Origin of the sequence: Plantibacter sp. MPB07 (genome assembly GCF_046619465.1) — a bacterium.
Classification (GTDB): Bacteria; Actinomycetota; Actinomycetes; order Actinomycetales; family Microbacteriaceae; genus Plantibacter; species Plantibacter auratus.
Map to the genome: position 1 here is coordinate 2,503,484 of NZ_CP177043.1, position 25,955 is coordinate 2,529,438.

The following is a 25,955-nucleotide window of genomic DNA, read 5'->3' on the forward strand; positions in this document are numbered from 1 at the left end:
GAACCACCACAAACTGGGCGCTCAACCGGCTATGGTCGGGAGAGATCTACTCGATTCTGTGAATATTGATCACAAGTTGCACCGACGGCAGGTACCCACTGCCGCCCACGACGAGCACCGCGGCTCACTGGCATCTACCTCGGAGGAAGAATGGCCGAAGTTTCCGAACTCGATATCACGCCTGACCCAAAGGTACTTTTGGCCCTCACGCAAACGCCACTACGTCCCGTAGATGCACTCTGCGAGCTTATAGATAACGGGATCGACGCCTTCAGCGCCGCCCGCAACGAGGGCAACCCAATAGCTCATCAGATTATCGAAGTCCTTCTACCAACCGCTGCGGCGATCAAACGAGGTGAGGGTAGTATCCGTGTCTTCGATCGCGGAGCGGGGCTTGATCGCGCAGGGCTCGAAAACACCCTCAGAGCCGGCTTCAGCGGCAAGAACAGATTCGATACGCTCGGGCTATTCGGCATGGGCTTCAATATCGCGACTGGCAAGCTAGGACGGCGAACCGTTGTGACAACTGCCCGCGTAGCTGACAACTACGCGCTTCGCGTGACCTTGGACCTCCCAAGCATAGTTAGCTCTCGCTCATTTAACGTACCCGTGGAGACAATACCCAAGCCGCCGAACTTCGAGCATGGGACAATTGTAGAGGTGGACCGCTGGTGGCCCGAGGGTGATGCCAATCACGGATTCGCGGCGCAGCTAGCATCCGCAAACCGGGCTAACATACGACAGCAATTGGGGCGACGCTACGCAAGCATTCTGCGCAGTAATGAGCAGAATACAATTCGCATCATACTGAATAGTGACGCTCTGCGTGCCTTTGAGCATTGCATCTGGTCTGCTGAGCGCTTTGTCGAACGCAGAGGCTGGGGGAACATCCCAGCTCGCTACGACTTCAACGAGTCGATCTATTCCCAGAAGCGATGCATCGCCGATGGCTCAATCGTTCCCGCAGAGGCCGCAGCCTGTCTAGAATGCGGAGCACAAGAGTTTCGAACGGTAGAAGAGCGAATCAGGGGCTGGGTAGGGATTCAACGCTTCGACGACAATAATAAATTCGGCATCGACCTCGTGCGAAATGGACGGACTATTCGCGTAGCCGAGAAAGATGCATTCTTCAGCTACGTCGATAGCGTGGGAGAAACTGTAAAGGAATATCCCACGGACCAACAGACAGGCCGAATCGTAGGCGAGGTGCACCTGGACCACATCCCGGTAGATTTCCAGAAACAGGACTTTCAGCGCACCACTGAAGAGTGGACTCGCGCTATCGCCTACCTACGCGGAGGCTCACTCCTTCCTAGCAACTGGGACTCGCTTCAGGAGAACGTCTCGCCCGTCTCAAAACTATTCCAAGGCTTCCGTAAGGTTCGGACTCCGGGTCCCGCTGACGCCTACATGGGCCGTTGGGATGACGCGACAGGAAAACCTGTTCGTATTTCCCGTCAGACCGAGGAGGAATATTATGCGAAGTTCCTGGCGCACGAAGAGGGCTACTACGACGACAAAAAGTGGTGGGATCTTGTAGAGTCCGCATCCACTCCCCCCGTTCTTCATCTGCCCGAGTGCCAAGCCTGCGGGTATCAGAATCTGCCGACTGCCGAAGTCTGCGAAGGATGTGACGTTCTCCTGCGGGCAAAGAGGTGCATTGCCTGCGGAGTCGATATTCCAATAAGCGCACTCTCGTGCCCATCTTGTGCGGAGTCTCAAGTTCCCGAAGTGCTTGACCCCTGGCGTTGTCAAGTCTGCGGTGCCACTAACGACACCGATTCAGAGTCGTGCACGGTGTGCGGATACACCCACGGGACACCCGATCCAATGTCACTGGATTCGCTGATAACAAGTAGCACCCTGCGGGATAGCTATTCTTTCGCGTCGCGGGTGTTTGAGATGTCGGATGGGCGCCAAACGGAACCGCTGACCGTGATCGGATATCAGGCGCCGGAGCTGCGTCCGACATGGTCTGGAGATGCCGTCCCGACCGTTGCGTTCAGATCCCCGGGCAAGATCCAAATTTTTGTGCACGATGGCCATCCAGCGTTTAACCACCTCGGCGTGCGACCACAGGACCTTATCGCGACGGAAGCTGCCCACTACCTGTGGTCCCTGAGGAGCGACCTCACTGGCCGCAGGGGTCACTCGGTACCGACAATCGCAGCTAAGATCGTTGACTCGGTGTGGTCGGACGAATTTTCTGTCACTCCAGACTCGACCGTCGAGGGGATACGGGCCCTCCTAGAGAGAATCAACGAAAAGCTACAGTTCATGGAGGACATTGGAGATTTCTACAGCGAACTGGACGAGTACGAGCAACGAACTCTAGCGGACCGGTTGATAAGCGCGGGTCGACTCGGTGAGCTGGGGGAACTGATTAGTACTGGCGGATACATAAGATTCGCAGGTCCAACCGTGCTCGCCAAGCATTTCAAACGCCAAAGTGATCTCTGGTTCGGAACAATATGGGACGAGGTTCTGCCGACGGAATCCGCCGTCGGCGCGGCAGCAGCGGCCACTGTTCGAGAGCAACGCGTAGGGATCTATCTGCGCTGCCTTGAGGACTGCGCCGCGTACGCTCGTTTCGTGTACAGCGACCCGCTCGTAGTCGCTCACGCTGAAGCATCTCGCGACTTTCTCGAGGCTCACGTTCTATGACCCAGTTCCTCAGCGACTGGGCCCTCGCCACGACATCCTGGCAAGCCTACGAACGCGTCCTCACTCGCCTACTGCCGCTTCTGGGCTATGAGCACGTGGCTCTGATCGGCGAATCTGGTGATGGCGGCGCTGACGTGCTTGCTACGAAGGCTGGCAAACGATGGCTCTTCCAAGTGAAACGGTACGCTCAGGCGGTAGGGGCGGACGTGATTGAGCGCACGATCGCCGCAGCCCGGACGTATGACGCCGACGTACCGGTTGTCGTCAGCCGCAAGGGCTTCACTCAGGCCGCCCACGAACAACGCCAGTCTTTAGCATCACAGGGGCTGAACGTACAGTTGTGGGACGATTCGACGCTACGACGGCGATTCGGCCTGGCCTCTTCCTCGCCGCCTGTCGAACTTTCGACAGCTCAGATCCGTCCATATCAACAGGATGCCTGTAGCCGCGTGGTAGCGAACGTTGAGCGAAGCGACTCGCTCTCATCGCTCGTCGTCCTAGCGACTGGGCTAGGCAAAACTTTCGTTGCTGGAGAAGTGGTACGTCGTCTATCGATCCTGCGCGACACGCTGCGTGTCCTCGTGCTTGCTCATACAAACGAGCTCGTTTATCAGCTCGAGCGCTCCCTCTGGCCCTTCCTGCGGTCCGATCAGGCGACAGCGATTGTGAACGGATTGGAACGGCCGGCGTGGTCCGACCTGCACCGATTCGACATCACGGTGGCTAGTCGGGATACGATGGCGAATGCCGCCGCCGCCGATATCCACCTCCCACACTTCGATGTAGTGATAGTAGATGAGTGCCACCACTTGGAGTCGCCTAGCTATGACGCGCTCCTGGGATACCTCGAGGTTGGGCAGTTAGGCGGACCTCACCTCGTCGGTCTCACGGCTACCCCCTGGCGGCCCGGAGGCTCAAACTTAGAGCGGTGGTTCGATGGACCGGTGGTGAGCTTAGATCTTGTTGCGGGATTGAAGTCCGGATTCCTGGCGAACGTTGACTACCGCGTCTACACCGACAACGTGGACTGGGATGCACTGCGCGCACTAAAGGGAGATCGCTTTTCACCGCGTGCAATCAACCGGACTCTGTTCATTGACGAATGGGATGACGCCGTGGTTAGGCGCGCACAGGAGACATGGGAGGCGATCGATCGGCCTCGTGGGATCGTCTTTTGTGGAACCGTCTCCCACGCCGATCGCATGGCCGAACGCATCAACAGTCTAGGCTTCACCACTGCACGGGCCTTATATTCTCGCGGTTCTAGCGGGCGTACAATGGGTCCTGTCGAGAGAAACCGTGTGCTTTGGGACTTCGCAGATGGTCGAATTGGCATCATCTGCGCAGTCGACGTGCTCAATGAGGGCATAGACGTACCAGATGTCAACCTGATTGTCTTCCAGCGCGTGACACACAGCAGAAGGATCTTTGTCCAACAGCTGGGTCGAGGACTGAGATTGGCTCCGGGTAAGTCATCTGTCATCGTCCTGGACTTTGTTTCTGACGTACGACGCTTTGCAGCCGGACTCGAGCTGAAAACCGCGTTGGATGAAGATGGCCCACGTCCCGGCAAAGAGGTCCGAGTTCGACTCAAGAGCACTGTTCAATTTCTTCGTGCTGAACAGCACGATACAGACTCCGAAGCTTTCCTTCGCGCCTGGCTCGGCGACCTCGATGCTGTCGAGAGAGCCGGAGAGGATGCAAGCGTTCTCAGATATCCACCTGAAATCTCCAAACGAGGTGCTGCGCACGATGGTTGAATCTTGGAATAGTGAACGATTTAATGCAACTGAAGCGACGAGGGTATTGCTCGACTTGCTAGAGGATCCTTCGGCGGAAACAGATCGGCTGATCCAAGGATACCTAGATGCGAAGCGATGTCTCGCGGTGGCCTTCCTTACGCTTGCAGCTTCGTCCACGGACGACACAGTATTCGATGCATGGTCAGCGCGGCTTGATCACACTATGGAGGCCATTTATCCCCAGATCCCTGAAAAGTACAGGCTGGTTCGTGGCTACAGCAAAGCGCATCGCCGATTGTTCGGGTATCTGTTCGTTCGCCAGAACCTGTATGTGTCTGTCGACGAGCTCCGATTGCTGACTGGAGACGCAGTGCACACCGAGCGAAGACTTCGCGAGCTTCGCGATCTAGGTATCGTGATTGACATGAGCGAGAGCGATGGTCACCGTGGCTGTCGACTCTCGCTGCCGGACTCTTTGACAGCAGTGGCAAGATCGTGGATTGTGCGCCAGGTCGGCGCCGACAAATCTCTCGATGAGGAGAAGCGGCGACAGCTGTTACTCGAGCTGTGAAGCCGACCTATATTGATTCCAGAACGTCAGCTAGATCGTCATCTCGGCGTATTCGTAGCTCTGCCACGATCGCAGCCACCTCGGTAGTTGGGCTCAGGCCAATAGACAATGCTAGAGCACTCCACGGCGACGATACTCCGTCATGACTTGGCAAGCCCACGCTTGCCAAAATCTCGTCGATAGGGGTAAGCGCGTCGCGTCGACGACCCACCGTGAAGCTTCCATCATCGGAGAACGTCAGGAAGACCTCGTCGTCAAGATGGTCGCCTCCAACCAAACGCCGGATACTCCCGAGCGTGGGCTGCGGTCCCTTCCAGCTGACCAGCTGGTCGCCGCTATCGGTAACGAAGACTCTTGACGCTCCACGTTCGACCCCCAGCGCCCGGGCCAGCCCGGCAGGGAGAGTAGTGCCACTCCCCCGGAGATGGTCTGCCGTGAGGACCACCCTCAGTATCCACACGTCCAATCCTCGATGGAGCTTTGGGGTGCGCCATATACTCCTACCTGCGCTCTGGATCTCATCGCTTTTCAAGAGTCGAGTCATGCCACGCTCAGTCTTAAATGGGTGCGCACTCGCGTAAGAGGCCACGCTTCTGGGATTCACGTTGTGTCCCACGCTCAGGTTGTGCGTTAGCTCTGACAGAGAAACACATCCGCCAGCGCGTTCGATTTCAGCTTCGATCATATTCCGAATAGAACGGTATTCGGGTAGCCCCCAACCACGAAGCGCCCATGATCCACGATTCGATCTCGCAAACCGGTCATCCGCAGTGAGAACATTTTTAGTCGCGGTTACGGTTCGTTCAATTCCCAATCGCTTGTGTATCTCTTCCGACGACAGCGGTTCACCAGCAGCTTCGAGGACGATTGCTACTCTTTCCGAGATACCAGCAGTTTCCCTGATAAGATAGCCTTCGAAATTGACGTATCCACAGTATGTTAACCAGTCCTGCAGCCACTCCGAACCTGCAGCGCCTAGATACCCTCCGATGGATTCAGTCACCGATTCCACACGAGTGGCGGCGTGGTCAATCTGCGAGTCCACAATTGCGCGCGTGTTGACAACATTTTCCGAGACCGATGGCCGTCCGAACCATCCGTCTTGCGATGTGTAGGCGCCGTTGAGACGCTGGAGAATGCGCCAGGCTGTGCGGTCGATTTCCTTGATCTCCCGGAGAATCACCGGGAACTCAGCGAACAAGACCGACCCCGGAAGTATCGAGCCGATGCTATCTCGGATAGCCTGGCTCAGCTCGGTCAACCTGAAGTCAGAGTCTATCTCGATTGCAACTTCTCTCAACGCCCGTTCTTCCATCTGTTGAACGCGCTGTCGAGATACTCCGAGGATCTCACCGAGCTCCCGCAGGCCCAGCGGTTTCGTCGCGAAACTTCGATTGCGCAGTATCAGGAGATCTCGGGCAGGCCGACTGGCAAAGATGTGCCCTAACTTCTCCTCGAGGATTCTGTCTCCGGCGTCCGCCACCTCGCGGGCAGAAAGAGCGAGAATTCTGCTACGAGCTGCTTCGATGCGCGCTGGCTCAGAACTGACACCTTCCAGTCTTCCCAGTATTCGATCAGGCTGTCCGATAGATGTGTACCACTCCGCAACCTCCAGCACTGCCGCCTCGAGCTGTCCTCGCCAGGCAGCTGGGGCTTCGCTCACTTCGTACTCCGACGCGGGTCCAGACTGTCCTGCTACCCGTAATACCTCTTTAATCAGAGTCAGCACGGATCCTCGGCCAATCTGTGGCCAGTCCAATACCTGCGCGACCGAGATGTGTGCCACGGACTTCAAGTCGGTCTGGCTCCGCCGCTTCAATGTATTGAGCATTCGAGCTCCTAGTGGCAGCTCAATGAGGTTCATTTCGCTTGCGCATCCCGCCGCAAGTTCTCCAAGCGTAAGCACCGATCGTCTCGCTACTAAGTCTTCAGCTAGAACGTTAACTGCAACATCGAGTTGGCTATTTTCCAACCCTTCGAGTGTCCTCACCAAGGTGGTAGAGATGCCCTGCGTCTGAAGCCAGGGATACCTCGAGGGCCAGGATCTATTCACGCAATCTCCGCGGTAGATATCGATACCAGTGTCAACAACCGCAGTTTGCGTTCTCTCACTGGACCGGATGTTGTCAGCGTAGCTCTTGCTCCCCACGGTCCGCATCCAACAACGCATCAGCCGACTCCGCCGCCTCAACGAAGGCGGCCCACCCATCGCTCCTTCGCGACCGCGGCCTCGTCATCTGTGAGCAACCGCCACGTCCGGAAGGTGCCCGACCACTTGACCGACGTCGTTCCGAGTCTCGTTAAACGACGCTCCCCACCGCGAGACGACGACGCCGGGAGGGCGGAGATCGCAGTCTTATCGAGAAAAGGCGTGCAATTGCGCCGCGGTGCAAGCACAGGCGGCACCTGGTGATTGGTCGCGATCTCGTTGATCACACCATCCCGACCTACTTATGCGACTCTTGAACGCCACAGGGTCCAATGGGCATGGACAGTTCCTGGCATCATGACATACCGACTTCGCGTCGCGTCCCCGAGCCCTCCGCACACTCCGCCGTTTATGTGGGCTGGACGCCCTCGCTCTCCGGGTCCATACCCAGAAGGTAGCTGCCACACCACACGTCGGCGTGTGTCACCTCGCAGCTAGCTAGCATCGGATGCAGTGTGGAGTTTGACCCGCGGTCCGGGGCGCCAGTCCGCAGGCTACGTTGCGGCCGACCTCGACAACATACCTCGTGCCAGGTACGCCCTTAGGGCGGGATCGCTCACGTACACGTACGTCCCCCGGATGCCGCGCGTCAGCAACACCGTGTAGATGTTCGTGACGTACCGCAGGAGATCGTCGTCCGAGTAAGTCAGGCCCAGAGCCGGGTTGTTCTCCTTGCCCTTCTTGTCGAAGTAGGACTCTCGATGGAAGACGATGCGGTTCGTCTCAGCGTCGTAGCGCAGGTCTGGCCCGATGATCACCCCTGCGTAGTTCAGGTCGTATCCCTGAACGGTGTGGATCGAGCCGACCTCCTCGAGCGCCTTCGGCGACGCGATCCAGTCGGTCTGCGTGCCGTTCCAGCGCATGGAGACATCGTCGATCACAATGTCGTACGCGTCCTTGTCGTTCTTCGTCTTCCACTCCCAGGCGTAGCCCGCGACCATTCGCGCTAGCCCGAACTCGGCGTCCCGCTTGCGGATCTCCTCCCGCATCTCAGCGAGGTCGTCGAACAACCTGAGGTCGTACTCGCCGAAGTCCGGCGCCAACTCGATCTCTACCTGATTTCCGAGGATGTTCCGGACGTAGTCCACGTAGCCCGACCCCGCGCGCACGCGCATCTGCGAGGCGAGGCCGGCGTATCGATCAGCAGCCTGCGCACTGGCGACCAGCTGGTGCAGGTGCTCAGCGGGAACGTCTGCCGGACGGACACTCTGTCCGGCGTCGAGCAGGAAGATCTGGTGCGCGCTCTTCGCGATGATCCAGTCGAGCTGCGTCTTCGACTTGTCGTCCGCGCCGAACAACTTGGTCGTGATTTCGCGGAACTGCTTGTTCTGTGCCGCGGATGGTTGGTTCGCACGCCGATTGAGCCGGTGCGCCTCATCGACGACGAGGAGATCGAATTCCTCGTCGGATGCCCCGACATCGAACGCGGTCATCACCATGTCCGGGTGCAGGCCAGGCGTCTTGCGGAACACCTGCTTGATCGAAGCGCGCAATGACTGCTGCGGGACGACGATTCCGACCTTGAAACCCTGCAGCAGCTCACGGTGATGCTCGGTGAAGAACGACGAGAAGAGCGTGTCATCGTCAGGTTCGTCGAGGGCCGCTGATCCTCGGATGTCAGCGATCAGTTTCAGCAGGTAGATCGCGACGACCGTCTTGCCGGTGCCGGGATCGCCTTGAACGACGGTCGTACTTCGTTGCGACCGGGTGAGGTCTTCGAAGAGCCCCTCGAGCACGCCTTCGACAGCGATGGTCTGATCAGGTGTGAGCGCTTTGAACGGCGACAGCTTGAAGAGGTCGCTGTTTTCGATCTCGGGAAGGGATCGGGTGAAGACACCATCCGCCCTGAGTCGATCGAAGACGTCCTCGAAGGACTCGCGATAGCGGTCGCGATCGAAATAGTTGGCGTCGACGATGCCGTCGTTACGATTGAGCACCTGGTAGGCGCCGTCCCCGGCGAGCATGCGGATCAGAAAGGATTCGAGATCGAGACAGACCGACTTGTTGAAGGTCTCATCCACGATCACCCGGAGGCCGGTGAGATGTTCCTTCGCTGGGGACTCGAAGTGCTGACGCATACGGGCAGCGACGTTGAGCGACTCACCGACATAGACATCACGCTCGGCGGCGACTCCGACCCGCCTCCGTCGCGAGGCCGAAGGAACCTTGGACGATCCGACCCGCCCATCCAACAGATACACGACAGGCCAATCGCTGAACCGCCGATCACCCGCCGCCCAGAGCTTTACCTCGGTCGACGTGAAGTCGAGACTCGTGATCTCAAAGTTCGTCATACTTCGCAGACCGCCCCCGCGCTTTCTCAACCGGGTACTTCTCCCGCGTCCGTGCGAGCTTGTCGCGGACGATGGTCTCTGCATCGAGACCGAGCCGATCCGTCAACAGCAAGCAGTAGGTGAGCACATCGGCCAATTCGTCGCGCACGCGACCGGTGTCGGCATCCGGCCCCCACTGGAAGCACTCGAGGAGTTCGGCTGCCTCGATGGAGATGCTCTTCGCAAGATTCTCCGGCGTGTGGAACTGCGCCCAATCGCGCTCGGCCACGAAGTCGGCGAGCTCGTCGCGCAAGCCGCTTCTTTCCATCCCCGTAATCTATCAGCCATCGCACCGATCCGAGCCAGGGGTCACCCTACGCGAGCAGATGTCTGTTGACCCACATCGCGAAGCAGCCGCAAGTGTCTCCATACGAGTCCTCAACCTCTATCCTCTCTTGCTCCACTTTCGGTAAATGGCATCTGCCCGCCAGGCCCATATGCCGGCACAGCCGAGCTTGGATGACTCAACCTCTTACTCCGCCTCCTGCATCCAGATCTGTTTTGCAAAAATTGACGACAAAGGACCATTGAGGTCACTATATTGAATGCCATAGCCACATTCACACATTATCCAGAGGCATGATGTCCCCGACTTCGCATTTACTCCCCGAGCACAATTCCGCCTGCGAGCGAGCGCGCCTGTCGACGTGCAACTGCTTCTGTCACGGTGCCGGACACCAGCTCGATCTACTCAAGCGCGCTGTCTCATGCACTGTTAGCGGAGACAATAATCTCGCCCAGCTCCTGTCAGATCTGCAGGGGGTGTACGGCGGATTCCATGCTGATGTCAGAGATGGCGTTACGGCAACGCGCCGCAAAGTGCCGGATGGCCTAGCTGGTATCGGTCTTGATGGTGGGCGGGGCGCGAGTTGGGAAGAGACGTTGATGCTAGACGAGGCTCTACATTCCACCTTCGTCGAGATATCTCGCGCCAGCACGTCCCTCACCAACCTCGAACGGTCTGCACGGAAGGCGTTCGTCGAGCAGCTAGCGGAGGGCGCTCTCAGGATCGTCGGACGAGATGTCGATGCGCACAACATCAACGATGGGCACCTCTGGTGCAGCATCTTGGCTGAGTACATCTCGTCTCCGCATACTCCTCCAACAACTACGCCGCAAGCTTCCCCCTTCGGCAGAATCTGCTATCCCCGGGCACGGCAAGTCAGAGTACCAATGGACCTCGCAAGCGTGCGAGCGGACGGGTTTGCGCATGTCAGTGCCACCGTCGTCGCCCAGACTTCGCTAGTTGGGCTAGACGATATTCTTCGTTTGATGGGAGCCGCCTCTTGTCCAGACCTGTGGCACCACCCTGCTGCGGTCCGCTACGCGTTGGGGCCCTTTGTGAAAGCAGTCAGCTGGCCCCCTGCGGGCACGACATCCATTGCCAAACGACCGCGATTCAAGATATTGAAGACCAGGTGGAAAAATCGCGGTAACTGGTAGCGCTACTAAGTCATCGTGTCGATGACGATTCAGAGATTCGTTTCTCAGCAGTAGCTTTCACTGTCTACCATCGCGCACAGGTGCCGTTTCCTTCCTCGTAGAGGAGAGGAGCCGGTCTGGAGATGCCTTTCGATCCTCGTCCGCGGAGCAAGAAGGGGATGGACAATTCGAGCCGCTAGCTGAACGTCCGATTTGGCTCGTGTGCGCGCCGGTCCCAACGCTGCACCAGCTAGCTTTCCGAAGTGTCAGAACGGGTAGGTCAAGAGACACTCGACGCGAAGGTCCCGTCCGCTCGCTCCACATCCAGCAACGCATCCACCGATCCCACCTCGGCAACGAGCGCATACCATCCACGGTCCCCCGAGACCGCAGCCTCGCGGTCAGTGAGCAGCCGCAGCGTTCGCACGTGCCCGACCACCTGGCCAGCCTCGTTCCGGATCTCGTCGAACGATGCTCCCCAGCGCGACGGCGTCACCAGGAGTGCAGAGATTTCCGTCCCGTTGAGGAACGGGGTCCCGTTGCGCCACGGCGCGAGCACCGGCGGCACCCGGCGGTTCGTCGCGATCTCGTTGATGACGATGCGCAGCGCGACCATCGCGGCACCCTGCTGACCGTCGATGACCTCCACAGCAAGCTCGATCCGCTCGCCGGAGTCGGTCGCGAGCCGTGACACCCCGGAGGTGAGGATCGTCACCGGCCCGTTCTCAGGGCGCTTCTCGATCACCATCACCGACCCACCGATGCGGTCCTTGAACACCACCGGGTCCAAGCCGAGGGCGTCGAAGATGTGGAGCGGGAAGGCGTCTTCGCCCGGGACGAGAGGGACATCGCTACTCATGCGGCGAGCCTAGCCAAGCGGGTGCTCGGCGAGCCAGAGGGCAGGCACCGAAATCGACGGGTCGAACACGAGCCAACGCGCCCTACGGCATCACCGGCAGTGCCCCCGAGGCGTGCTTGCTCAACGTCTTGACCGACTCCTCGAAGACCGCGCGGTTCTCCGCCGGCAGGACGGACAGCATCAGGCGCTCGATGTTCCGAGCATGCAGACCGGCGGCCTCGACGACCGCCCGCTCGCCCTCCGCCGTCAACTCGATGAGCTGCACCCGGCCGTCCTCGGCCGAGGCCCGGCGACTCACCAGCCCCTGCTCGACGGCGCGATGCACGAGCCGCGTCGCCCCACCGGACGTCACGACCTTCGCCTGTGCGATGTCCCGCACCGACAGCCCGCCGACACCCGCCCGGCCAACGATCAGCAACAGCTCGAACAGCGAATGGCTGAGACCGGTCTGCTCTTCGAGCTCCTTGCCCAGCAGGTACTCGAGCCCGTTCGCCGCACCCAACAGACGACCGAACACCAGGATGCGCGCATCACTCGCCGCGTCCTTCGCCGAAGCGAACTCGTTCTCAGTCGTCACGTCTCCACAGTAGACGCCGGGGGCAGGCCGCCGATCGGTCGGGAGATCTTCGTCCAAAGATCAGGAATAGCTGACGAGTCAGCTTTTGTTGCACTCTCATGTACGCCGCACCGCGGCATCGACTCGGGCGCACCGAGCCTCGTCCAACCGAAGGATCCACCACCATGACGCTCAATTTCGACGTCTTCGACCTCGACTTCCCCGCCGGTTCGAAGAACAAGTCCGCCGTCCTCGTGACCGGCGAAACCGAGGCGCTCCTCGTCGACGCCGGCTTCACCCGCGCCGACGGCCACCGCCTCGTCGCAGCCATCCTCGACTCCGGCAAAACGCTCACCGCGGTGTTCGTCAGCCACGCCGACCCCGACTTCACCTTCGGCCTCGAGGTCGTCGCAGACGCCTTCCCCGACGCAGCGCTCGTCGCCACCCCCATCGTCATCGAGCACATCAACGCGTCGTTCGACGGCAAGCTGACCGCCTGGGCCTCCCTCGGCGCGAACCTGCCGACGCGACTCGTCCCCCTCACCCCGCTCAGCGGCGACGCACTCGTCGTCGACGGCCAGCGCCTCGAACTCAAGGGCGCTTCAGCCGCCCTCCCGGACCGCCAGTACCTCTGGAACGCGGAGCACCGCGCCATCCTCGGTGGCGTCCTCCTCTTCCAGCAGGAGCACGTGTGGACCGCAGACACGGCGACGCCGGAACTCCGCGCAGCCTGGATCGAGCTCCTCGACGAGATGCAGGCCCTCGACCCGCAGCTCGTGATCGCCGGCCACCGCCTCCCCGACACCGCGAACGATGCGACCGCCATCGACTACACGCGCTCGTACCTGCAGGCGTTCGAGACGATCGTCGCGGCGTCCGCCGATGGTGCTGCCGCGACGCAGGCGCTCGTCGAGCAGTACCCGTCCTCGGGCATGCTCATCGCCGCCCAGATCGGCCCGAAGGTCGCGAAGGGTGAGATGACATGGGGCTGAACGGGACCACCACGACCGAGCCGTCCTCGGCACCACGCGACGTCGTGCGGAGGCAGTACCTCGCCTCCGCCGCCGGCGACCTCGACGCGCTGCGCGCGACCCTCGCCCCCGATGTCGAGTGGACCGAGATGGCCGGCTTCCCGCTCGCCGGCATGTACCGGACGCCGGAGGGCGTCACGAGCAACGTGATGGAACGACTCGGTGCGGACTGGGCCGACTGGACCGCGCACGATGACACCTACGTGGTCGACGGCGAGAACGTCGTGGTGCTCGCGCGGTACACGGCGACGCATCGCGGCACGGGCAAGGAGCTGAACGCCCGGGTGGCCCACCACTTCGTCGTCCGCGGCGGGCTCATCGTGCGCTTCGAGCAGTTCGTCGACACGGCACTCGTCCGCGACGCGAGCCGGTAGCGACTGGTGCCGCCAGTGAAGGGGCGGGCCGACATGCCCGGCCCCTTCACTGTCGGCCTGGACCACGAACCGAAGACGGCAGTGATCCGGAGCGTCGACCTCGGTACGGTGGAACCAACGCAGCAGAGAGGCACCACGCGCATGTCCACTTCGAACCAGCCGCCCGCCCAGAACCAGCCCTACCCGCTGCCGGTGCCCGGACCGGCCCCGGTGAAGACCGGCAAGCGTGGCAATGGACTCGGCATCGCCGCCCTCATCGTCGGTGGGTTCGCGCTCATCGGGGCGTTCATCCCGATCCTGAACTACGTCGCCGGGTTCGTCGGACTCGTCGGCCTCGTGCTCGGCATCATCGCGCTGTGCCTGAAGAACCGGAAGAAGGGCTTCGCCGTCGCCGGCACGATCGTCTCGGCCATCGCGATCGTCCTGAGCATCATCCTCGCGATCGCGTACACGGCCGGGTTCGCCGGACTCATCGGCGACGCGGTCAAGACCGCCGAGGCGAAGTCCTCCGAGGCCGCCAACAAGGAGATCTCCGTCGTCTACGAGGTCAACGGCACCGCGACCGACGCCTCAATCACCTACTCCACGTACTCGGCCGGCAGCAGCAGCACCGAGCAGTCCTCCGGTCAGGCGCTCCCCTTCATCAAAGAGCTGACCGTCAAGGCCGGCCAGCAGTACGACTTCGCCTCCTACTCCCTCCAAGCGCAGAACGGCGCGGAGGACACCGGGTCCGTCAGCTGCAAGATCACCGTCGACGGCGACGTGGTCGCCGAGCAGACCTCGACGGGGGCGTATGCGACGGTGTCGTGCTCCGCGTCGGGTGCCGATGGGGTGACGGAGAACAAATAGGGTCATCGGCCGGCGGTTGCTCCCGACTACGCGAACGACAAGTCAGAGCCGCCTCCGGCTCCTAAGTGGCGCGCGAGGTCAGAGCTAGCTCAGCGTTTAGAGGACTCGTTCTGCGAGCGGCCGCTGTCCGGAGTCTTCACAACAATCGCCCGAACCGTTGACGCGCTTGGCGCCCGAACGGCCGTTGTCGCCGAGCGCACTACAGCGGCGTCTCGGATGGCTGAGCCGCGGACACCGGACAGGTAGGTTCCACTACTAGGCAAGTTCTGCATGACCTGATCCTCCGAGCACGGGATTCAGTTTGGTGTCGAAGTAGTGCTTGCGCCGCACCCATCTGAACCCCTCGTGTTTTGTAATAGTAGCAATCTCGATCGGGCCTCCCACCGTCGGAGGCCCCGGAGTGAAGCGAACGAACTGAATCGTTGAGTAGACGAGGAACTCTGCCAGGTCAATCGCGTCCTGGATCGGCATGGGTGCCGCGATGAGCTGAGCGTTTAGCTCAGGTTGGACCGCCGCTCCGAGCTGGATGGCATCATCGATGTTCGCCACCGCTCCAGTGTTGAGCAAGGCTTGCGGGAAGGCGATGCTCGTGCCGTTGAGGATCCGAGCAATCGCATCTGGCTGTCCCCACCACTGAGCCCCCGTCGTCCCGGCGGTAAGAACCTCAGTAAGCGCGGGCTGGCCGTCAACGCTCACGTTCATTACGTACGCTGTCGGCTCGTCAGCTTCAGCTGAATATCCTGCCACGAGGAACCCGAGCTCTCCAGGATTGACGCCGTCTGCCTCCACGAGCGGTTGGTACTTCTCCCCATGGAGGTAGTCCCGCATAGATTCGGCGACACTCTCAATCCGATAGGCGTCAGGATCGAGTTGCCACCCCTCAGTTGCGCTTGACCCGCCTTGAAATCTTCGTCGCGCATCCTTAGCCAGGGTGGCGATTGAAGAGGGACCTATATTCCCCAGACCCCAAGTCATCGCGCCGATTGGAAGGGATTTATGGAGATTGAAGATCTTGTTTGCATTGTTGTATGTGTTCACAACACTCTGCTGACCATCTGGAAGACCCACGGTGAGCGTACTGGCGCTGTCGGCGGCAAGAACTAGCCCATCGTTGACTTTTATGAGCAACGCGACCGTCATTCAAACATCATCACATGGATAACGAGAAATGAGACAGTGACTCGCCGTCAATTCGCAACCGATGCGTGACCCTTTCGACGATCGCAGCCCGTCTCGCGTTACGTCGTCAAACAGATACCTACACCCACCAGGTGGATTGACACAGGAGATGCTCCAAGTTGTAGATCGAACACTTAGAGCAACCGAGTCCGTACCGTGCGCAAGCGGATCGAGGGATGCGACTCATCACGACTCGTGGCGTGGAGATAAGTAGTTGCATCCTCCGTCCAGGTGCAGAGCGTCGCTGAGGACAACGGGTCAGTCAGCTGTGAAATCACCGTCGATGGCGCGGCGGTCGCGGAGCAGACGTCGACAGGTGCGTGTGCGACGCTGTCGTGCTCCGCGTCGGATGCCGACGGAGTGACGGAGAAAATAGCGACCGGCAACATCGGCCCACTCTCGCTCGACCGATACTCGAAAAGCCTGCAAGACTTTTGAGGGTCCATGGTGGGCCGACACACGTCGATGCACCGCGGTTTTCAAGCGCCCCGGCAAGCCCGAGAGCAGATTGCTACAGGCCGGAAGCCGCTCGTTCCAACGCCCCCAATACCGACTAGGAGGAGCCCCTTGACGAGGGCTAGTTGTGCAGTTCCACCAACGTTGCACCCGCTTTTCCCGCGTCTTTTACGGCATCGCCGGTTTTTATACCCTTCACAACTTTCCCACCGCTCGTCCGCCCAGTCGTAAGCAACACGTACTTCGGCTTCGTCACAACGTATAGGTCGCCCCGGTTGCTAATGTGCGATCCATGGTGTGGGGCTACAAGGACACACATCGGTGGGACTAGAGACGCTGCCGACATCTGCCGCTGAAACTCCCGCCATGGAGACACTGCTCCGAGTGGAAGGTCACCGGTGTGCAACCAACCATGCGTACACTGCAAGCGCACATCATCCACGTTGTTCGCGATGCTGCAGCCTCCTAACCCGGTAACCGCACCAGCACCCGCACCCCCGTAGAGCGCCATCGAAGACCAGTTCGTAACCTCCCTCGAGGACACCCCCGGGACCAGCTCCGCCGCAGTCCGCATGGCTCCACGAATCGCACCCCGGTGCGACCTGAGCAGATCCTCATGGGTCCTCACATCATCAGGATCGAAGGGAGTGTTTGCGCGAACCTCATCATGGAACTTGTCGATGGCGGCGATTGGAGGAGTGAGTTTGAGGGGTATGAGCTTCCAACCACCGGCTGATGTACAGGGCAGGGGCGCGCCGGTCGTCATCTGAGGTCGACCGGGGCTACCCGCACCGTCCGTCGAACCACTTTGATTGTCCCCAACGACCCGCACGACCTCCTTGACGCCGTGATCCCGGAGATAGGTGTCCGCCTCAGCATCGGAGTCCGCCAGCCGTGCCACGGCCGTTCCGTTCTGCCGGTGCGAGCTGCGCGTTTGTGTCAAGAGCTTCTCCACAGGGGAGAGCCAAGGAAGAACGACGGTTTCCACGTGCACACCGTCGGCTTTCAGCGAATCCAAGAGTTCCGTGATCCCATTCACATGATCCTGATCGATGTGGGATATGAAAACGTAGTCCACTCTCCTAATTAAACGGTCCCGCAGTTCGGCCACGAAGGCCAGGATGGCGGTGCGCAGGGTCGCCTTGGAGGGATGGGCTCCAACATCGTAAACGTAGGTGAGGAAGCCGCTCGCACTTTCCACAATTGTTGAATGGAATCCGCCATGACCGACTCGATATTGAAACCGATCAGCCGACATAATGCTACCGCCAGTGTGTGTGGACAAAGATGACCTCCGTGTAGCCGGGCATGATCACGGATTGGTGCATCTGTCGTCTGATCTGATGATCAGCACTCAGTCAAACAATCCATTCTTTCGCTCCTCGGAGCCTAGCGCCCACTACTAGTTTCGCCTATCAAAACTTACAATCGTGCACCTTGAGGATTGATGAGGTTAGCCCGACGCTAGTGGGCAAACACGTATCACTGGCGCGCTCGGGAACGTTGCCCACGAGATCGATGTCCATCGCGGGGCCAAGATACCGAGCCCGCGACGAGTCCGAGGAACACTATTGAGACCGTGAGAAGCCCACCGGATCTCTGATTCCACCAGACGACAACTTCTCGGCCAGAACCTAGGCGGACTGCCCTTGTATAAGTCGGTCCAGAAGCACTACGAGGGCGAGTTACGTCTGCAGCTCAGCCGCACGAGGAGCGCTTCCAGGCGCGAGGTCCGGCTCACCTAAATCATGCGGCCAATCGACGAGCTCCCGCGCTGGAGGAGTCTGGGGATCGGAGAGCATTGTCGCACTCACATCGAGAGGCGGCGCACGAGCTCCTCGACGGTCGCGAACTTGATCGACTCGACACCCTCTTCGTCGTCCTCGTCGGGCTCGACCTCGACGGCCTCGAACGCGAGGTCGGCATCGAGCTGCACGAGCACCGAGCTGTCGGGGAACTGCTTCGGCGCGTCGAACGAGAGCAGGACGGCGTCGATGAAGACGATCACCGAGCGCAGCACGAGGTCGTCACGCAGGTCGGTGGTCTCGATGACCTCGTCCGACTCGACGGCCTCCTCGATCTCCGACGCCACGCGGTCGAGCAGCACCTTCCACTCAGCCGTCGGCGTTGACAGCACCCGCTGCGCCAAGTCGGCGAGCGCCGCCGGCTCCGGCTCGCCCTCCTGCTCCTCGGGCTCGGGGTCGACGTTGAGCATGACCTCGGCGTCGATCGCGCCGAAGCGGGCGAGCCCGTAGACGAAGGTGTCTTCGATCTCCGGAGAGGCGACGAGGCCCCGACGCGTGAGTTCTTCGGCCAGGGCAGTCAGCGATGCAGTCATGCGCGCCAGGCTATCGCGACCGGGTGAACGGAGGCGGAACGTGCCGTCGCGCTGAGTTGCCCGGATGTGTCGGAAAGCGGGCGAGATTGGAACAGTTCCGGGCGACTCAACACAGGTGGCGACGCCCGCGCACGTTGAGTCGCCTGGAAAGGTGAAGTTCGCCCCCTCTGCGATGCGGCGATCAGTGTTCTCGGAGTCCGGCGAGCAGGAGTTCGACGGCTGCGCGCGCCTCGGACGCCCAGAAGGGGCGATCGATCGTAGAGGAGATGCCGTGGAGCACGATCATGACCGCCCCGACAGGCGTGCCGGGGCGGATGGCGCCATCGGCGGCCGCTCGGTCCAGGAGGTCGGCGACGGCACGTTCGACTGCGATGCCACCGTCGGCCAGTACTGCAGGGTCTGTCGTCGCTGCCAGGGCGCGGGCGAGACCGGTGTGGGCGAGCACGTACTCGACGAACCCGCGGAGGAACACGTCGAGGTTCACCCCCGGAGACCGCGCGGGGTCGTTGGCCTGGTCGCAGAGTGCGGCGACCTCGCCCTCGTACACTGCGGCGGCCAGCGCGTCACGGGTGGGGAAGTGTCTATAGAGGGTTCCAACCCCCACGCCGGCGCGCGCCGCGAAGTCGTCGAAGCGCACTTGCTCGTCCCGGTCGAACACATCACGCGCAGCGGCCACGATCGCGTCCCGGTTGCGGCGGGCGTCCGCTCTCAGTGCTCGGATCTCGGCCATGGCGACACCTTTCGTTGACAATTGGAGATCGTCTCCATATATACTCACAAATGGAGACAAGCTCCATTTTACGGAAGAGGCACCAATTGCGCATCTTGATGTTCGGCCGAGGGGTGATCGCGACGCTGTACGGTCGGGTGTTTCAGGCGGCCGGCCACGACGTCGAGTTCTACGTGCGTCCGGGGCGCGCCGCGGAGTACGGCGACGAGGTGCAGCTGGACTGGATCGATGCGCGCCGGAAACCGTTCGGCCGGCGGATTCGTGAGTCGTTCCGGACGCCGTTTCGGGAGGCGCTCGACCCGGCAGATGGATTCGACCTGATCGTGCTGAGCGTCGGACACCATCGCCTCGCGGAGGCGACCGCGTTTTTGGCTCCCCGCATCGGAGACGCGACAGTGTTGGTGTTCGGCAATGTCTGGGAGGAGCCACTGACCGCAGTCGCGCCGCTCCCGGCCGAGCAAGTCGTGTTCGGGTTCCCTGGTAGCGGCGGTGGCTTCGGGGACGACGGGGTGCTGAGTGGCGCAATGCTGCCCTCGGTCATCATCGGTGCGCCGGATGTCTCGCCCAACCGGAGGGAGGAGGAAGTCCTCCAAGTCTTCCGGCGAGCTGGCCTCGCTGTTCGGCGGGAAAAGGACATCCGAGGGTGGCTGTGGTTGCACTTCATCGCCGACGCCGGCATGTTCGATCAGGCGATCCGGAGCGGGTCGCTGGCGAACATGACGGGCGACCGGCGAGCATTCCGCGACGCTTTCCTGACGACCCGTGAACTGCTGCCCGTTCTTGAGGCTCGAGGCGTCGACCTCCGATTGCACCGCAACGCGACGCTGCCGTTTCGGCTGCCTGGCCTGATCGCTACGGCCTCCGCATGGGCGACGAGGCTGATTCCGATGGCCAGGCGGAGCCTCGCAGCACACACGGATCCGCACACACCGGAAGCCTCAGCGGTCCTCGAAGACACGCTGCGCGAGACGCGCCGTCTGAATATCAGCACCCCTCGCCTCGAACGCTAGCAACCTGAACTTCTCCCGACGGGCGCAGCTGTCAGCGGCACACGCCATGATCGCCGTATGCCCTTCGCAGACGAGCTCCTAGGTACCGCGGTCGCCCGCACCCTCACACGCTCGCTCCAGGAGGCCGCGCCGGGCAACCCGTTCGACGCCACGGCTCAGGCAGCCGAGCGACTCGACGGCCTCGCCCTCCGCGAGCGCGCCGACCTCCTGCGCGACGCCCTACTCGAGGACGTCCCGGGCGACTACGCGACACTCGCCGGCATCATCCGCACCGCCCAGGCCACGAACCCCGCGTTCACCGGCTGGCTGATCTGGCCGGTGACGAGCGCCGTCGCGGCCTGTGCTGTCGACGAGGGCACCCCGGACGCCTTCGACGACGCCATGCGGCTCCTCGCCGAACTCACCGAACGCCTCTCCGCCGAATTCGCCATCCGCACCCTGCTCCGCCACGACCTCGACCGCGCACTCGCGATCGTCCTCGACTCGACCACTTCCGACAACGAACACGTCCGTCGGCTCGCGAGCGAGGGCACCCGCCCCTACCTGCCGTGGGCCGTTCGTGTGCGGGAGATCGTCGCGAACCCTGGGGTGACCGTGCCGATCCTCGACGCCCTCTACCGCGACCCGAGCGAGTACGTGCGCCGCTCCGTCGCCAACCACCTCAACGACCTCAGCCGCGACGACCCCGACCTCGTCGTCGCAACTGCCGGCCGCTGGCTCGCCGACCCCGACGCCAACACCCCGGCGCTCGTCCGCCATGCACTGCGCACCCTTGTGAAGCGCGGCAACCCGGGCGCCCTCGCGGCACTCGGCTTCGGCGCGGCGACGACGGAGGTCGAGGGCTTCGCGGTCGACAGCGCCCACATTCCGTTCGGCGGAACAGTCCGATTCGTCGCGACCGTCCGCAACACGGGCGCCGAGACGGCCCGCCTGGCGATCGACTACGTCGTGTACCACCAGAAAGCGAACGGCTCGCAGACGACGAAGACGTTCAAGCTGACGACGACCGAGCTGGCCCCCGGCGAGCACATCCTCCTCACCCGGGAGCACTCGTTCCGCGCGATCACCACCCGCCGCTACCACCCGGGTGCGCACGGGATCGCGCTGCAGGTGAACGGGATCGCGACGGAGCCGCTGGCGTTCGAGCTCCTGCCGCCGGTGGAGTGAGGCGAGCGTCACCGCTGCCGAGCTCCGGTCCCTGAGCCTGTCGAAGGGTGCACTTCGACAAGCTCAGTGACCGGAAAAAGAGCTCGGCGACCGGAAGGGAGCTCAGGGACCGGAAAAGGAGCTCGGCGACCGGGTACGGCGCTCGACCGAACGTGAAGGACGCTCGACCGAGGGACGACGTTCGGCGAACCGCCGTGCTGGCCCGAACCTGAACGGCGGCTCCGGATCCACGCCAGGCAGGAATGCAGGACCCCGCCGGAACCGTTCCCGTGAACATGACAACCATCGGAATCATCGGTTCAGGAAACATCGGCTCTCAGCTCGCACGCCTCACGGTGGCGCTGGGTCACGACGTCATCGTGTCCAACTCGCGCGGCCCGGAGACGCTCACCGACCTCGTCTCGGAGCTCGGCGAGCACGCCACGGCCGGCACCGCCCTCGACGCGGCCGAGCGTGGCGACATCGTGATCGTCACCATCCCGCTGCACGCGATCGACACCGTCCCCGTCGCGCCGCTCGCGGGCAAGGTCGTCATCGACACGAACAACTACTACCCCGAGCGCGACGGCCACATCGCCGAGCTCGACGAGGAGACCACCACCACGGCCGAGATGCTGCAGGCGCACCTCCCGGAATCGAAGGTCGTGAAGGCGTTCAACCACATCTACGCCGCCGACCTCACCACCAAGGGCAAGCCGTCCGGCACCCCGAACCGCCGGGCCCTCGTCATCGCCGGTGACGACGCCGACGCGAAGGCCACCGTCGCCGCACTCATCGACTCCTTCGGGTTCGAGCCCCTCGACATCGGCGCGCTCTCCGAGGGATGGCGCATCCAGCGCGACACCCCCGGCTACGGTCCGGACGTCGACGCCGACAAGCTGCGCGAACTCGTCGCCGAGGCCAAGCGCTACCGCGACATGTAAGTCACGCCGCATCGCGAATCGCCCCGAGTGGTCGTCCAGGAGGTCCTGGAGCGACCACTCGGGGCGATTCGTCGTTCAGCGGCCCGGTGGGTCTGCCCGCCACTCGAGGAGCAGTGGCGCATCCTCGAACCCGGCGCGGCGGTAGACCGGCGCACCCGCGTCGTTCGAGCTGACGGAGACCCGGCCGATGTCGCGAGCGCGGGCGGCGTCGAGGAGTCCGTCGACGAGACGGCCGGCGATACCGCGACCGCGGAACTCCGGGCGGACGAAGACACTCTGGACGTCGCCCGTCAGCCGGCGGAGTGCCCCGATGTTGGGTGCGCGGGAGAACACGACGAGCCAGGCCATGCCGACGAGCTGATCGTCGACCTCGGCGACCAGGCACACCCGGGAGTCGGGGTCGACCGCGATCCACGAGACGAGGTCATGTGCGAACAGCGCCCGTTCCCAGTCGGCGAGCGGGGCGGCGGGCGGCGACATCATGAGCTTCAGCTCAGCGAGCCCGGTGGCGTCGGCCGGCGTGGCGACGCGGATCACGACCTCGGGTTCCATGGGTCGAGTGTCGCATGGGCCGACGGGTCCTGCGTAGGCTGCCCGCATGTACCCGCGAAGCTCGCCCACCCCCGCGGTTCGACGCGCACTGCGGGTCGCCATCGCTGTCGCGGCGATCGCCGCGCTCAGCTCGTGTGCGCAGACCAACGCCCCGGTCGACGTCGGTGGACCGGCCACCCGCGCCATCTGGAAGCACAAGGATCCGCTGATGAGAGCCCTGGCCGACGCGCGTGCGACCGATCATGACGTGTTTCTCACCGAGCTCCGCAGCACCGACGGCAGCTTCCCCAGTGTCTACTGGAATGGCGACGCTGACCCGGCATCGCTCGGGCTGGAGGACGGAGGGGCGGTCGTCTACAACCTGGTCGACGCCGGAGACGAGGCCAGTTTCCACGGGATCATCGCCACCGGCACCGAAGTCGACCCGGCCGTGTACACCTGCTTCCAGGCGACAGTGCGGTTCGAGCGAGGAGTGGTCGTCGGCTGGAGTTCCGACCATGAGGCGGGGCAACCCGACGAACACTGTGCGGCGGAGATCGTCGATGTCCTCAGCGAGGATGCGCAGGCGGCGCCATTCTCGGCATTTGCCGGGTGATTGTCGGCTGCGCCGTGGAGCGGCATTCCGACAGGCTCAGGGACCCAGCGCCGCGAAGCGGTCCAGCGCCGCACGCAGCACGGCGCTCTCCTCGGCGCCGCCGTGGGCCTCGGTCTCGACGATCGTCAGCTCGCTCGCCGGCCACAGCTGATGGAGGCGCCAGGCGGTCACGGCCGGACCACTGATGTCACGTCGGCCGTGCACCAGCGCGCCGGGGATGTGCGCGATGCGGTCCATCCGCGACAGCACCGCCCGGTCGCCGGTGAGAAAGCCGTCGTGGCTCCAGTAGTCGGTGACGAGCGTCGCGAACGCCTCGCGCACGGTCGCGTCGGCGAACAGCTGGCCGACGCGTTCGGGGTGATCGAGTGACACGTGCGCACTCTCCCAGCGGTCCCAGGCGGTCGCGGCGTGTGTGCGGTCCGTCGCGTCGCCCTCCCGGAGACGACGCGCGTAGGCCTCGACGACCCGCTCACCCTCCCGCCGGCCGCTGTCACTTTCGAATCGCGCCCATTCCTCGGGGAAGACGCGGCCGACGCCCTCGGTGATCCAGTCGACCTCGTCACGACTCGTGGTGGTCACCGCGACGAGCGCCAGCGCGATCACCCGATCGGGATGTTCCTGCGCGTAGGCGAGCGCGAGGGTCGTGCCCCACGAGACCCCCGCCACGACCCAGCGCTCCACACCCGAGGCGACTCGCACCGCCTCGATGTCGGCGATCAGACGCTGGGTCGTGTGGTCGTCGAGCTGGTCGCGGGCGTCCACGATGTTCGGCAGGCTGCGGCCGCTCCCCCGCTGGTCGATCCCGATGAGGCGGTACCGCGACAGGTCGAAGTGCGAGCGATACCAGCCGGAGCCGAGCGAACCGCCTGGGCCGCCGTGCAGCCAGAGCGCGGGAACACCGTCGGGGGTGCCGGACTCTTCGACGAAGATCGACGCACCGCCCTCCACGTCGACGAAACCGGTGGTGTGCGGGTCGGCTTGCTCCTCGGTCATCCGTGCCACGCTACACAGCTCGGGTCCTGCGTGCAGGCCCTTCGACAGGCTCAGGGACCGGGAGAGGTACGCCGCCCTTCGACAGGCTCAGGGACCGGGAGAGGTACGCCGCCCTTCGACAAGCTCAGGGACCGGGGAGAGATGCGCCGCCCTTCGACAAGCTCAGGGACCGGGGAGAGGCGCGCCGCCCTTCCACAAGCTCAGGGACCGGCAAGGCGTGCATGCCCTTCGACAAGCTCAGGGACCGAGAAGTGGGGCCGTCCGTAGACTGGGCGCCCATGGGGGAAACGAGCGCAGCGACGTCAGGGTCCAAGCAGGTGTGGATCGTCGCCGGAGCGCTCCTGGTCGGGTCGGTGCTCCTCGGCCCACTCGTCCAGATCGGGTCGTTCCTCGGGCCGACCGGTGGCATCCTCGCGACGTTCTTGTCCGTCTTCTCGATCGCCCTGTTCGCGATCGGCTCGGACCGTTCCAGCAGCGTGACCGCGAGGCGCCCGCTCGGCACAGGCGCCCTCATCGCGCTCGGCATCTGGATGACGATCAGCTCGTTCGTCCGCGGTTTGGCGACGATCCCGGCCGCCATCGAGACCTTCCTCAGCTTCGGCTACATCGACCTGCTCGTCCAGTTCGTGCTCGCGGCCATCGCGACGACGCAGATCGCGCGCGCCGGAACCGTGCCCCGCCCGTGGAACCTCGCGCCGCTGTGGGTCGTGACGGTGACAGCAGCATCGTGGGTCGTCCAGCAGATCATCGTCGTGGCGGCGGGTTCGAACGTGTCCCTCTTCGTCCCGATCATCGTCATCCTCGACGGGTGGGTCCGTGTCGTCGGTCCCGTCTTCCTCGGGATCGTCGCCATCGCCCTCGCCAGCCGCGAGTCGGCCGTCGCTGCTTCCATCCGGGAGCAGGAGTCGTAGGCTGTCGGGAATCGACATCGGGGACGTCACATGCATCGACGCATCGCAGCAGGACTCATCGCACTCACACTCGCCGCCGGGCTGAGCGCCTGCTCCGGCGGAGTGACGAGCTATGCCGACCTCGAGCGCGACCAGGCCGACAAGGATCGGCTCCCGGCGAGCACCATCGGAGCCGGCAGCGACGACCCGCTCACGATCGACGCCGACACGACCCGACTCGTCGCCGTCCAAGGCGACACGGAGATCTTCCTCGCGTCGGCGACGGAGCAGGGTCAGTCCCGGATCTGCATCATCGTCTTCGCGGAGACCGAACCGTTCCGGGCCTGCGGCAGCGGTGACCGCGTCAGTATGAGCGACAGCGTCAACGAATACACGGTGCTCTCCGACGCCGTCGTCGACACCGCGCTCGACCCCGCCGAGGACTGGACGAAGATCAGCGAGAACGTCTTCACCCGCCCGGTCCAACCGACGACGAGCGACACGCAGTAGCG

General features: G+C 62.8%; 23 protein-coding genes. 12 read left to right on the top strand and 11 right to left on the bottom strand.

The window, feature by feature from the left end; genetic code table 11:
* Positions 1 to 150 precede the first annotated feature (150 nt).
* The 3 genes from ACLIME_RS11495 to ACLIME_RS11505 are packed head-to-tail and all read left to right on the top strand — an operon-like array spanning position 151 to position 4,977.
* A complete protein-coding gene (locus tag ACLIME_RS11495; RefSeq protein ID WP_411556986.1) occupies positions 151 to 2,664 on the top strand; it encodes an ATP-binding protein in 2,514 nt (837 codons plus the stop codon).
* Entirely contained in the window at positions 2,661 to 4,424 is a 1,764-nt protein-coding gene (locus tag ACLIME_RS11500; protein ID WP_411556987.1) for a DEAD/DEAH box helicase family protein, read from the top strand. The genes ACLIME_RS11495 and ACLIME_RS11500 overlap by 4 nt, the downstream gene beginning before the upstream one ends.
* A complete protein-coding gene (locus ACLIME_RS11505) occupies positions 4,363 to 4,977 on the top strand; it encodes a hypothetical protein (protein ID WP_411556988.1) in 615 nt (204 codons plus the stop codon). The genes ACLIME_RS11500 and ACLIME_RS11505 overlap by 62 nt, the downstream gene beginning before the upstream one ends.
* Before the next feature lie 7 nt (positions 4,978 to 4,984).
* Here the strand turns inward: ACLIME_RS11505 and ACLIME_RS11510 are convergent, their stop codons facing one another.
* The 5 genes from ACLIME_RS11510 to ACLIME_RS11530 all read right to left on the bottom strand — a co-directional run bounded on the left by ACLIME_RS11510 (position 4,985) and on the right by ACLIME_RS11530 (position 12,377).
* Positions 4,985 to 7,126, bottom strand: coding sequence for a sigma factor-like helix-turn-helix DNA-binding protein (locus ACLIME_RS11510; RefSeq protein WP_411556989.1), 2,142 nt, complete (start codon positions 7,124 to 7,126; stop codon positions 4,985 to 4,987).
* Positions 7,127 to 7,680: 554 nt separating this feature from the next.
* Complete coding sequence (locus ACLIME_RS11515; protein ID WP_411556990.1) at positions 7,681 to 9,480, bottom strand: DNA/RNA helicase domain-containing protein; 1,800 nt, start codon at positions 9,478 to 9,480, stop codon at positions 7,681 to 7,683.
* Positions 9,467 to 9,787 carry a nucleotide pyrophosphohydrolase gene (locus ACLIME_RS11520; protein WP_411556991.1) on the bottom strand — a complete coding sequence of 107 codons (321 nt, stop codon included), beginning with the start codon at positions 9,785 to 9,787 and terminating at the stop codon, positions 9,467 to 9,469. The genes ACLIME_RS11515 and ACLIME_RS11520 overlap by 14 nt, the downstream gene beginning before the upstream one ends.
* 1,434 nt (positions 9,788 to 11,221) lie before the next feature.
* Positions 11,222 to 11,800: a suppressor of fused domain protein gene (locus tag ACLIME_RS11525; RefSeq protein ID WP_411556992.1), complete on the bottom strand. Its 579-nt coding sequence runs from the start codon at positions 11,798 to 11,800 to the stop codon at positions 11,222 to 11,224.
* A gap of 82 nt (positions 11,801 to 11,882) precedes the next feature.
* Positions 11,883 to 12,377 (bottom strand): MarR family winged helix-turn-helix transcriptional regulator, encoded by a 495-nt coding sequence (locus ACLIME_RS11530; RefSeq protein WP_086474768.1) that lies wholly within the window; start codon positions 12,375 to 12,377, stop codon positions 11,883 to 11,885.
* Positions 12,378 to 12,541: 164 nt separating this feature from the next.
* Between ACLIME_RS11530 and ACLIME_RS11535 the strand changes: the two genes are divergently transcribed.
* From ACLIME_RS11535 to ACLIME_RS11545, 3 genes are all read left to right on the top strand, one after another.
* Complete coding sequence (locus tag ACLIME_RS11535) at positions 12,542 to 13,348, top strand: MBL fold metallo-hydrolase (protein WP_411556993.1); 807 nt, start codon at positions 12,542 to 12,544, stop codon at positions 13,346 to 13,348.
* Positions 13,339 to 13,761, top strand: coding sequence for a nuclear transport factor 2 family protein (locus ACLIME_RS11540; protein WP_411556994.1), 423 nt, complete (start codon positions 13,339 to 13,341; stop codon positions 13,759 to 13,761). The genes ACLIME_RS11535 and ACLIME_RS11540 overlap by 10 nt, the downstream gene beginning before the upstream one ends.
* 141 nt (positions 13,762 to 13,902) lie before the next feature.
* On the top strand, positions 13,903 to 14,610 hold the full coding sequence (locus ACLIME_RS11545; RefSeq protein ID WP_192019797.1) for an MmpS family transport accessory protein: 708 nt from the start codon (positions 13,903 to 13,905) through the stop codon (positions 14,608 to 14,610).
* Positions 14,611 to 14,865: 255 nt separating this feature from the next.
* Here the strand turns inward: ACLIME_RS11545 and ACLIME_RS11550 are convergent, their stop codons facing one another.
* The 4 genes from ACLIME_RS11550 to ACLIME_RS11565 all read right to left on the bottom strand — a co-directional run bounded on the left by ACLIME_RS11550 (position 14,866) and on the right by ACLIME_RS11565 (position 19,313).
* The gene (locus ACLIME_RS11550) at positions 14,866 to 15,750 is read right to left on the bottom strand and encodes a hypothetical protein (RefSeq protein ID WP_192019824.1); all 885 of its coding nucleotides are present in this window, start codon (positions 15,748 to 15,750) and stop codon (positions 14,866 to 14,868) included.
* Positions 15,751 to 16,366: 616 nt separating this feature from the next.
* Positions 16,367 to 17,503, bottom strand: a complete 1,137-nt coding sequence (locus ACLIME_RS11555; RefSeq protein ID WP_244631916.1) for an MBL fold metallo-hydrolase — start codon at positions 17,501 to 17,503, stop codon at positions 16,367 to 16,369.
* A gap of 552 nt (positions 17,504 to 18,055) precedes the next feature.
* Positions 18,056 to 18,583: a cytochrome C5 gene (locus ACLIME_RS11560; RefSeq protein WP_192019795.1), complete on the bottom strand. Its 528-nt coding sequence runs from the start codon at positions 18,581 to 18,583 to the stop codon at positions 18,056 to 18,058.
* 181 nt (positions 18,584 to 18,764) lie between these two features.
* Entirely contained in the window at positions 18,765 to 19,313 is a 549-nt protein-coding gene (locus ACLIME_RS11565) for a TetR/AcrR family transcriptional regulator (RefSeq protein ID WP_411556995.1), read from the bottom strand.
* An 86-nt stretch (positions 19,314 to 19,399) separates the two neighbouring features.
* On the opposite strand from ACLIME_RS11565, the gene ACLIME_RS11570 reads away from it, so the two are divergent.
* The 3 genes from ACLIME_RS11570 to ACLIME_RS11580 all read left to right on the top strand — a co-directional run bounded on the left by ACLIME_RS11570 (position 19,400) and on the right by ACLIME_RS11580 (position 22,413).
* Positions 19,400 to 20,323, top strand: a complete 924-nt coding sequence (locus ACLIME_RS11570) for a ketopantoate reductase family protein (RefSeq protein ID WP_411556996.1) — start codon at positions 19,400 to 19,402, stop codon at positions 20,321 to 20,323.
* Positions 20,324 to 20,380: 57 nt separating this feature from the next.
* Positions 20,381 to 21,490, top strand: coding sequence for a DNA alkylation repair protein (locus tag ACLIME_RS11575; RefSeq protein WP_411556997.1), 1,110 nt, complete (start codon positions 20,381 to 20,383; stop codon positions 21,488 to 21,490).
* A gap of 275 nt (positions 21,491 to 21,765) precedes the next feature.
* Positions 21,766 to 22,413 carry an NADPH-dependent F420 reductase gene (locus tag ACLIME_RS11580; protein WP_411556998.1) on the top strand — a complete coding sequence of 216 codons (648 nt, stop codon included), beginning with the start codon at positions 21,766 to 21,768 and terminating at the stop codon, positions 22,411 to 22,413.
* A gap of 75 nt (positions 22,414 to 22,488) precedes the next feature.
* On the opposite strand, the gene ACLIME_RS11585 is transcribed toward ACLIME_RS11580, so the two are convergent.
* Positions 22,489 to 22,965: a GNAT family N-acetyltransferase gene (locus ACLIME_RS11585; RefSeq protein ID WP_164486867.1), complete on the bottom strand. Its 477-nt coding sequence runs from the start codon at positions 22,963 to 22,965 to the stop codon at positions 22,489 to 22,491.
* Between the two features lie 208 nt (positions 22,966 to 23,173).
* Between ACLIME_RS11585 and ACLIME_RS11590 the strand changes: the two genes are divergently transcribed.
* Positions 23,174 to 23,560: a hypothetical protein gene (locus ACLIME_RS11590; protein ID WP_411556999.1), complete on the top strand. Its 387-nt coding sequence runs from the start codon at positions 23,174 to 23,176 to the stop codon at positions 23,558 to 23,560.
* A gap of 36 nt (positions 23,561 to 23,596) precedes the next feature.
* On the opposite strand, the gene ACLIME_RS11595 is transcribed toward ACLIME_RS11590, so the two are convergent.
* Entirely contained in the window at positions 23,597 to 24,553 is a 957-nt protein-coding gene (locus ACLIME_RS11595; RefSeq protein ID WP_411557000.1) for an alpha/beta fold hydrolase, read from the bottom strand.
* A gap of 278 nt (positions 24,554 to 24,831) precedes the next feature.
* Here ACLIME_RS11595 and ACLIME_RS11600 point away from each other — a divergent pair, with 278 nt between their 5' ends.
* Together ACLIME_RS11600 and ACLIME_RS11605 are read left to right on the top strand one after the other, a co-directional pair.
* Positions 24,832 to 25,464, top strand: a complete 633-nt coding sequence (locus ACLIME_RS11600; RefSeq protein ID WP_411557001.1) for a hypothetical protein — start codon at positions 24,832 to 24,834, stop codon at positions 25,462 to 25,464.
* 30 nt (positions 25,465 to 25,494) lie between these two features.
* On the top strand, positions 25,495 to 25,953 hold the full coding sequence (locus ACLIME_RS11605) for a hypothetical protein (protein WP_124767504.1): 459 nt from the start codon (positions 25,495 to 25,497) through the stop codon (positions 25,951 to 25,953).
* Positions 25,954 to 25,955: the final 2 nt, after the last annotated feature.

Bases quoted from the DNA above. Each gene is read 5' to 3' on its own strand.
- ACLIME_RS11495 (WP_411556986.1), top strand. From the start codon at position 151: ATGGCCGAAGTTTCCGAACTCGATATCACGCCTGACCCAAAGGTACTT.
- ACLIME_RS11500 (WP_411556987.1), top strand. From the start codon at position 2,661: ATGACCCAGTTCCTCAGCGACTGGGCCCTCGCCACGACATCCTGGCAA.
- ACLIME_RS11505 (WP_411556988.1), top strand. From the start codon at position 4,363: ATGCAAGCGTTCTCAGATATCCACCTGAAATCTCCAAACGAGGTGCTG.
- ACLIME_RS11515 (WP_411556990.1), bottom strand. From the start codon at position 9,480: ATGACGAACTTTGAGATCACGAGTCTCGACTTCACGTCGACCGAGGTA.
- ACLIME_RS11520 (WP_411556991.1), bottom strand. From the start codon at position 9,787: ATGGAAAGAAGCGGCTTGCGCGACGAGCTCGCCGACTTCGTGGCCGAG.
- ACLIME_RS11525 (WP_411556992.1), bottom strand. From the start codon at position 11,800: ATGAGTAGCGATGTCCCTCTCGTCCCGGGCGAAGACGCCTTCCCGCTC.
- ACLIME_RS11535 (WP_411556993.1), top strand. From the start codon at position 12,542: ATGACGCTCAATTTCGACGTCTTCGACCTCGACTTCCCCGCCGGTTCG.
- ACLIME_RS11540 (WP_411556994.1), top strand. From the start codon at position 13,339: ATGGGGCTGAACGGGACCACCACGACCGAGCCGTCCTCGGCACCACGC.
- ACLIME_RS11545 (WP_192019797.1), top strand. From the start codon at position 13,903: ATGTCCACTTCGAACCAGCCGCCCGCCCAGAACCAGCCCTACCCGCTG.
- ACLIME_RS11550 (WP_192019824.1), bottom strand. From the start codon at position 15,750: ATGACGGTCGCGTTGCTCATAAAAGTCAACGATGGGCTAGTTCTTGCC.
- ACLIME_RS11555 (WP_244631916.1), bottom strand. From the start codon at position 17,503: ATGTCGGCTGATCGGTTTCAATATCGAGTCGGTCATGGCGGATTCCAT.
- ACLIME_RS11560 (WP_192019795.1), bottom strand. From the start codon at position 18,583: ATGACTGCATCGCTGACTGCCCTGGCCGAAGAACTCACGCGTCGGGGC.
- ACLIME_RS11565 (WP_411556995.1), bottom strand. From the start codon at position 19,313: ATGGCCGAGATCCGAGCACTGAGAGCGGACGCCCGCCGCAACCGGGAC.
- ACLIME_RS11575 (WP_411556997.1), top strand. From the start codon at position 20,381: ATGCCCTTCGCAGACGAGCTCCTAGGTACCGCGGTCGCCCGCACCCTC.
- ACLIME_RS11580 (WP_411556998.1), top strand. From the start codon at position 21,766: ATGACAACCATCGGAATCATCGGTTCAGGAAACATCGGCTCTCAGCTC.
- ACLIME_RS11585 (WP_164486867.1), bottom strand. From the start codon at position 22,965: ATGGAACCCGAGGTCGTGATCCGCGTCGCCACGCCGGCCGACGCCACC.
- ACLIME_RS11590 (WP_411556999.1), top strand. From the start codon at position 23,174: ATGAGAGCCCTGGCCGACGCGCGTGCGACCGATCATGACGTGTTTCTC.
- ACLIME_RS11595 (WP_411557000.1), bottom strand. From the start codon at position 24,553: ATGACCGAGGAGCAAGCCGACCCGCACACCACCGGTTTCGTCGACGTG.
- ACLIME_RS11600 (WP_411557001.1), top strand. From the start codon at position 24,832: ATGGGGGAAACGAGCGCAGCGACGTCAGGGTCCAAGCAGGTGTGGATC.
- ACLIME_RS11605 (WP_124767504.1), top strand. From the start codon at position 25,495: ATGCATCGACGCATCGCAGCAGGACTCATCGCACTCACACTCGCCGCC.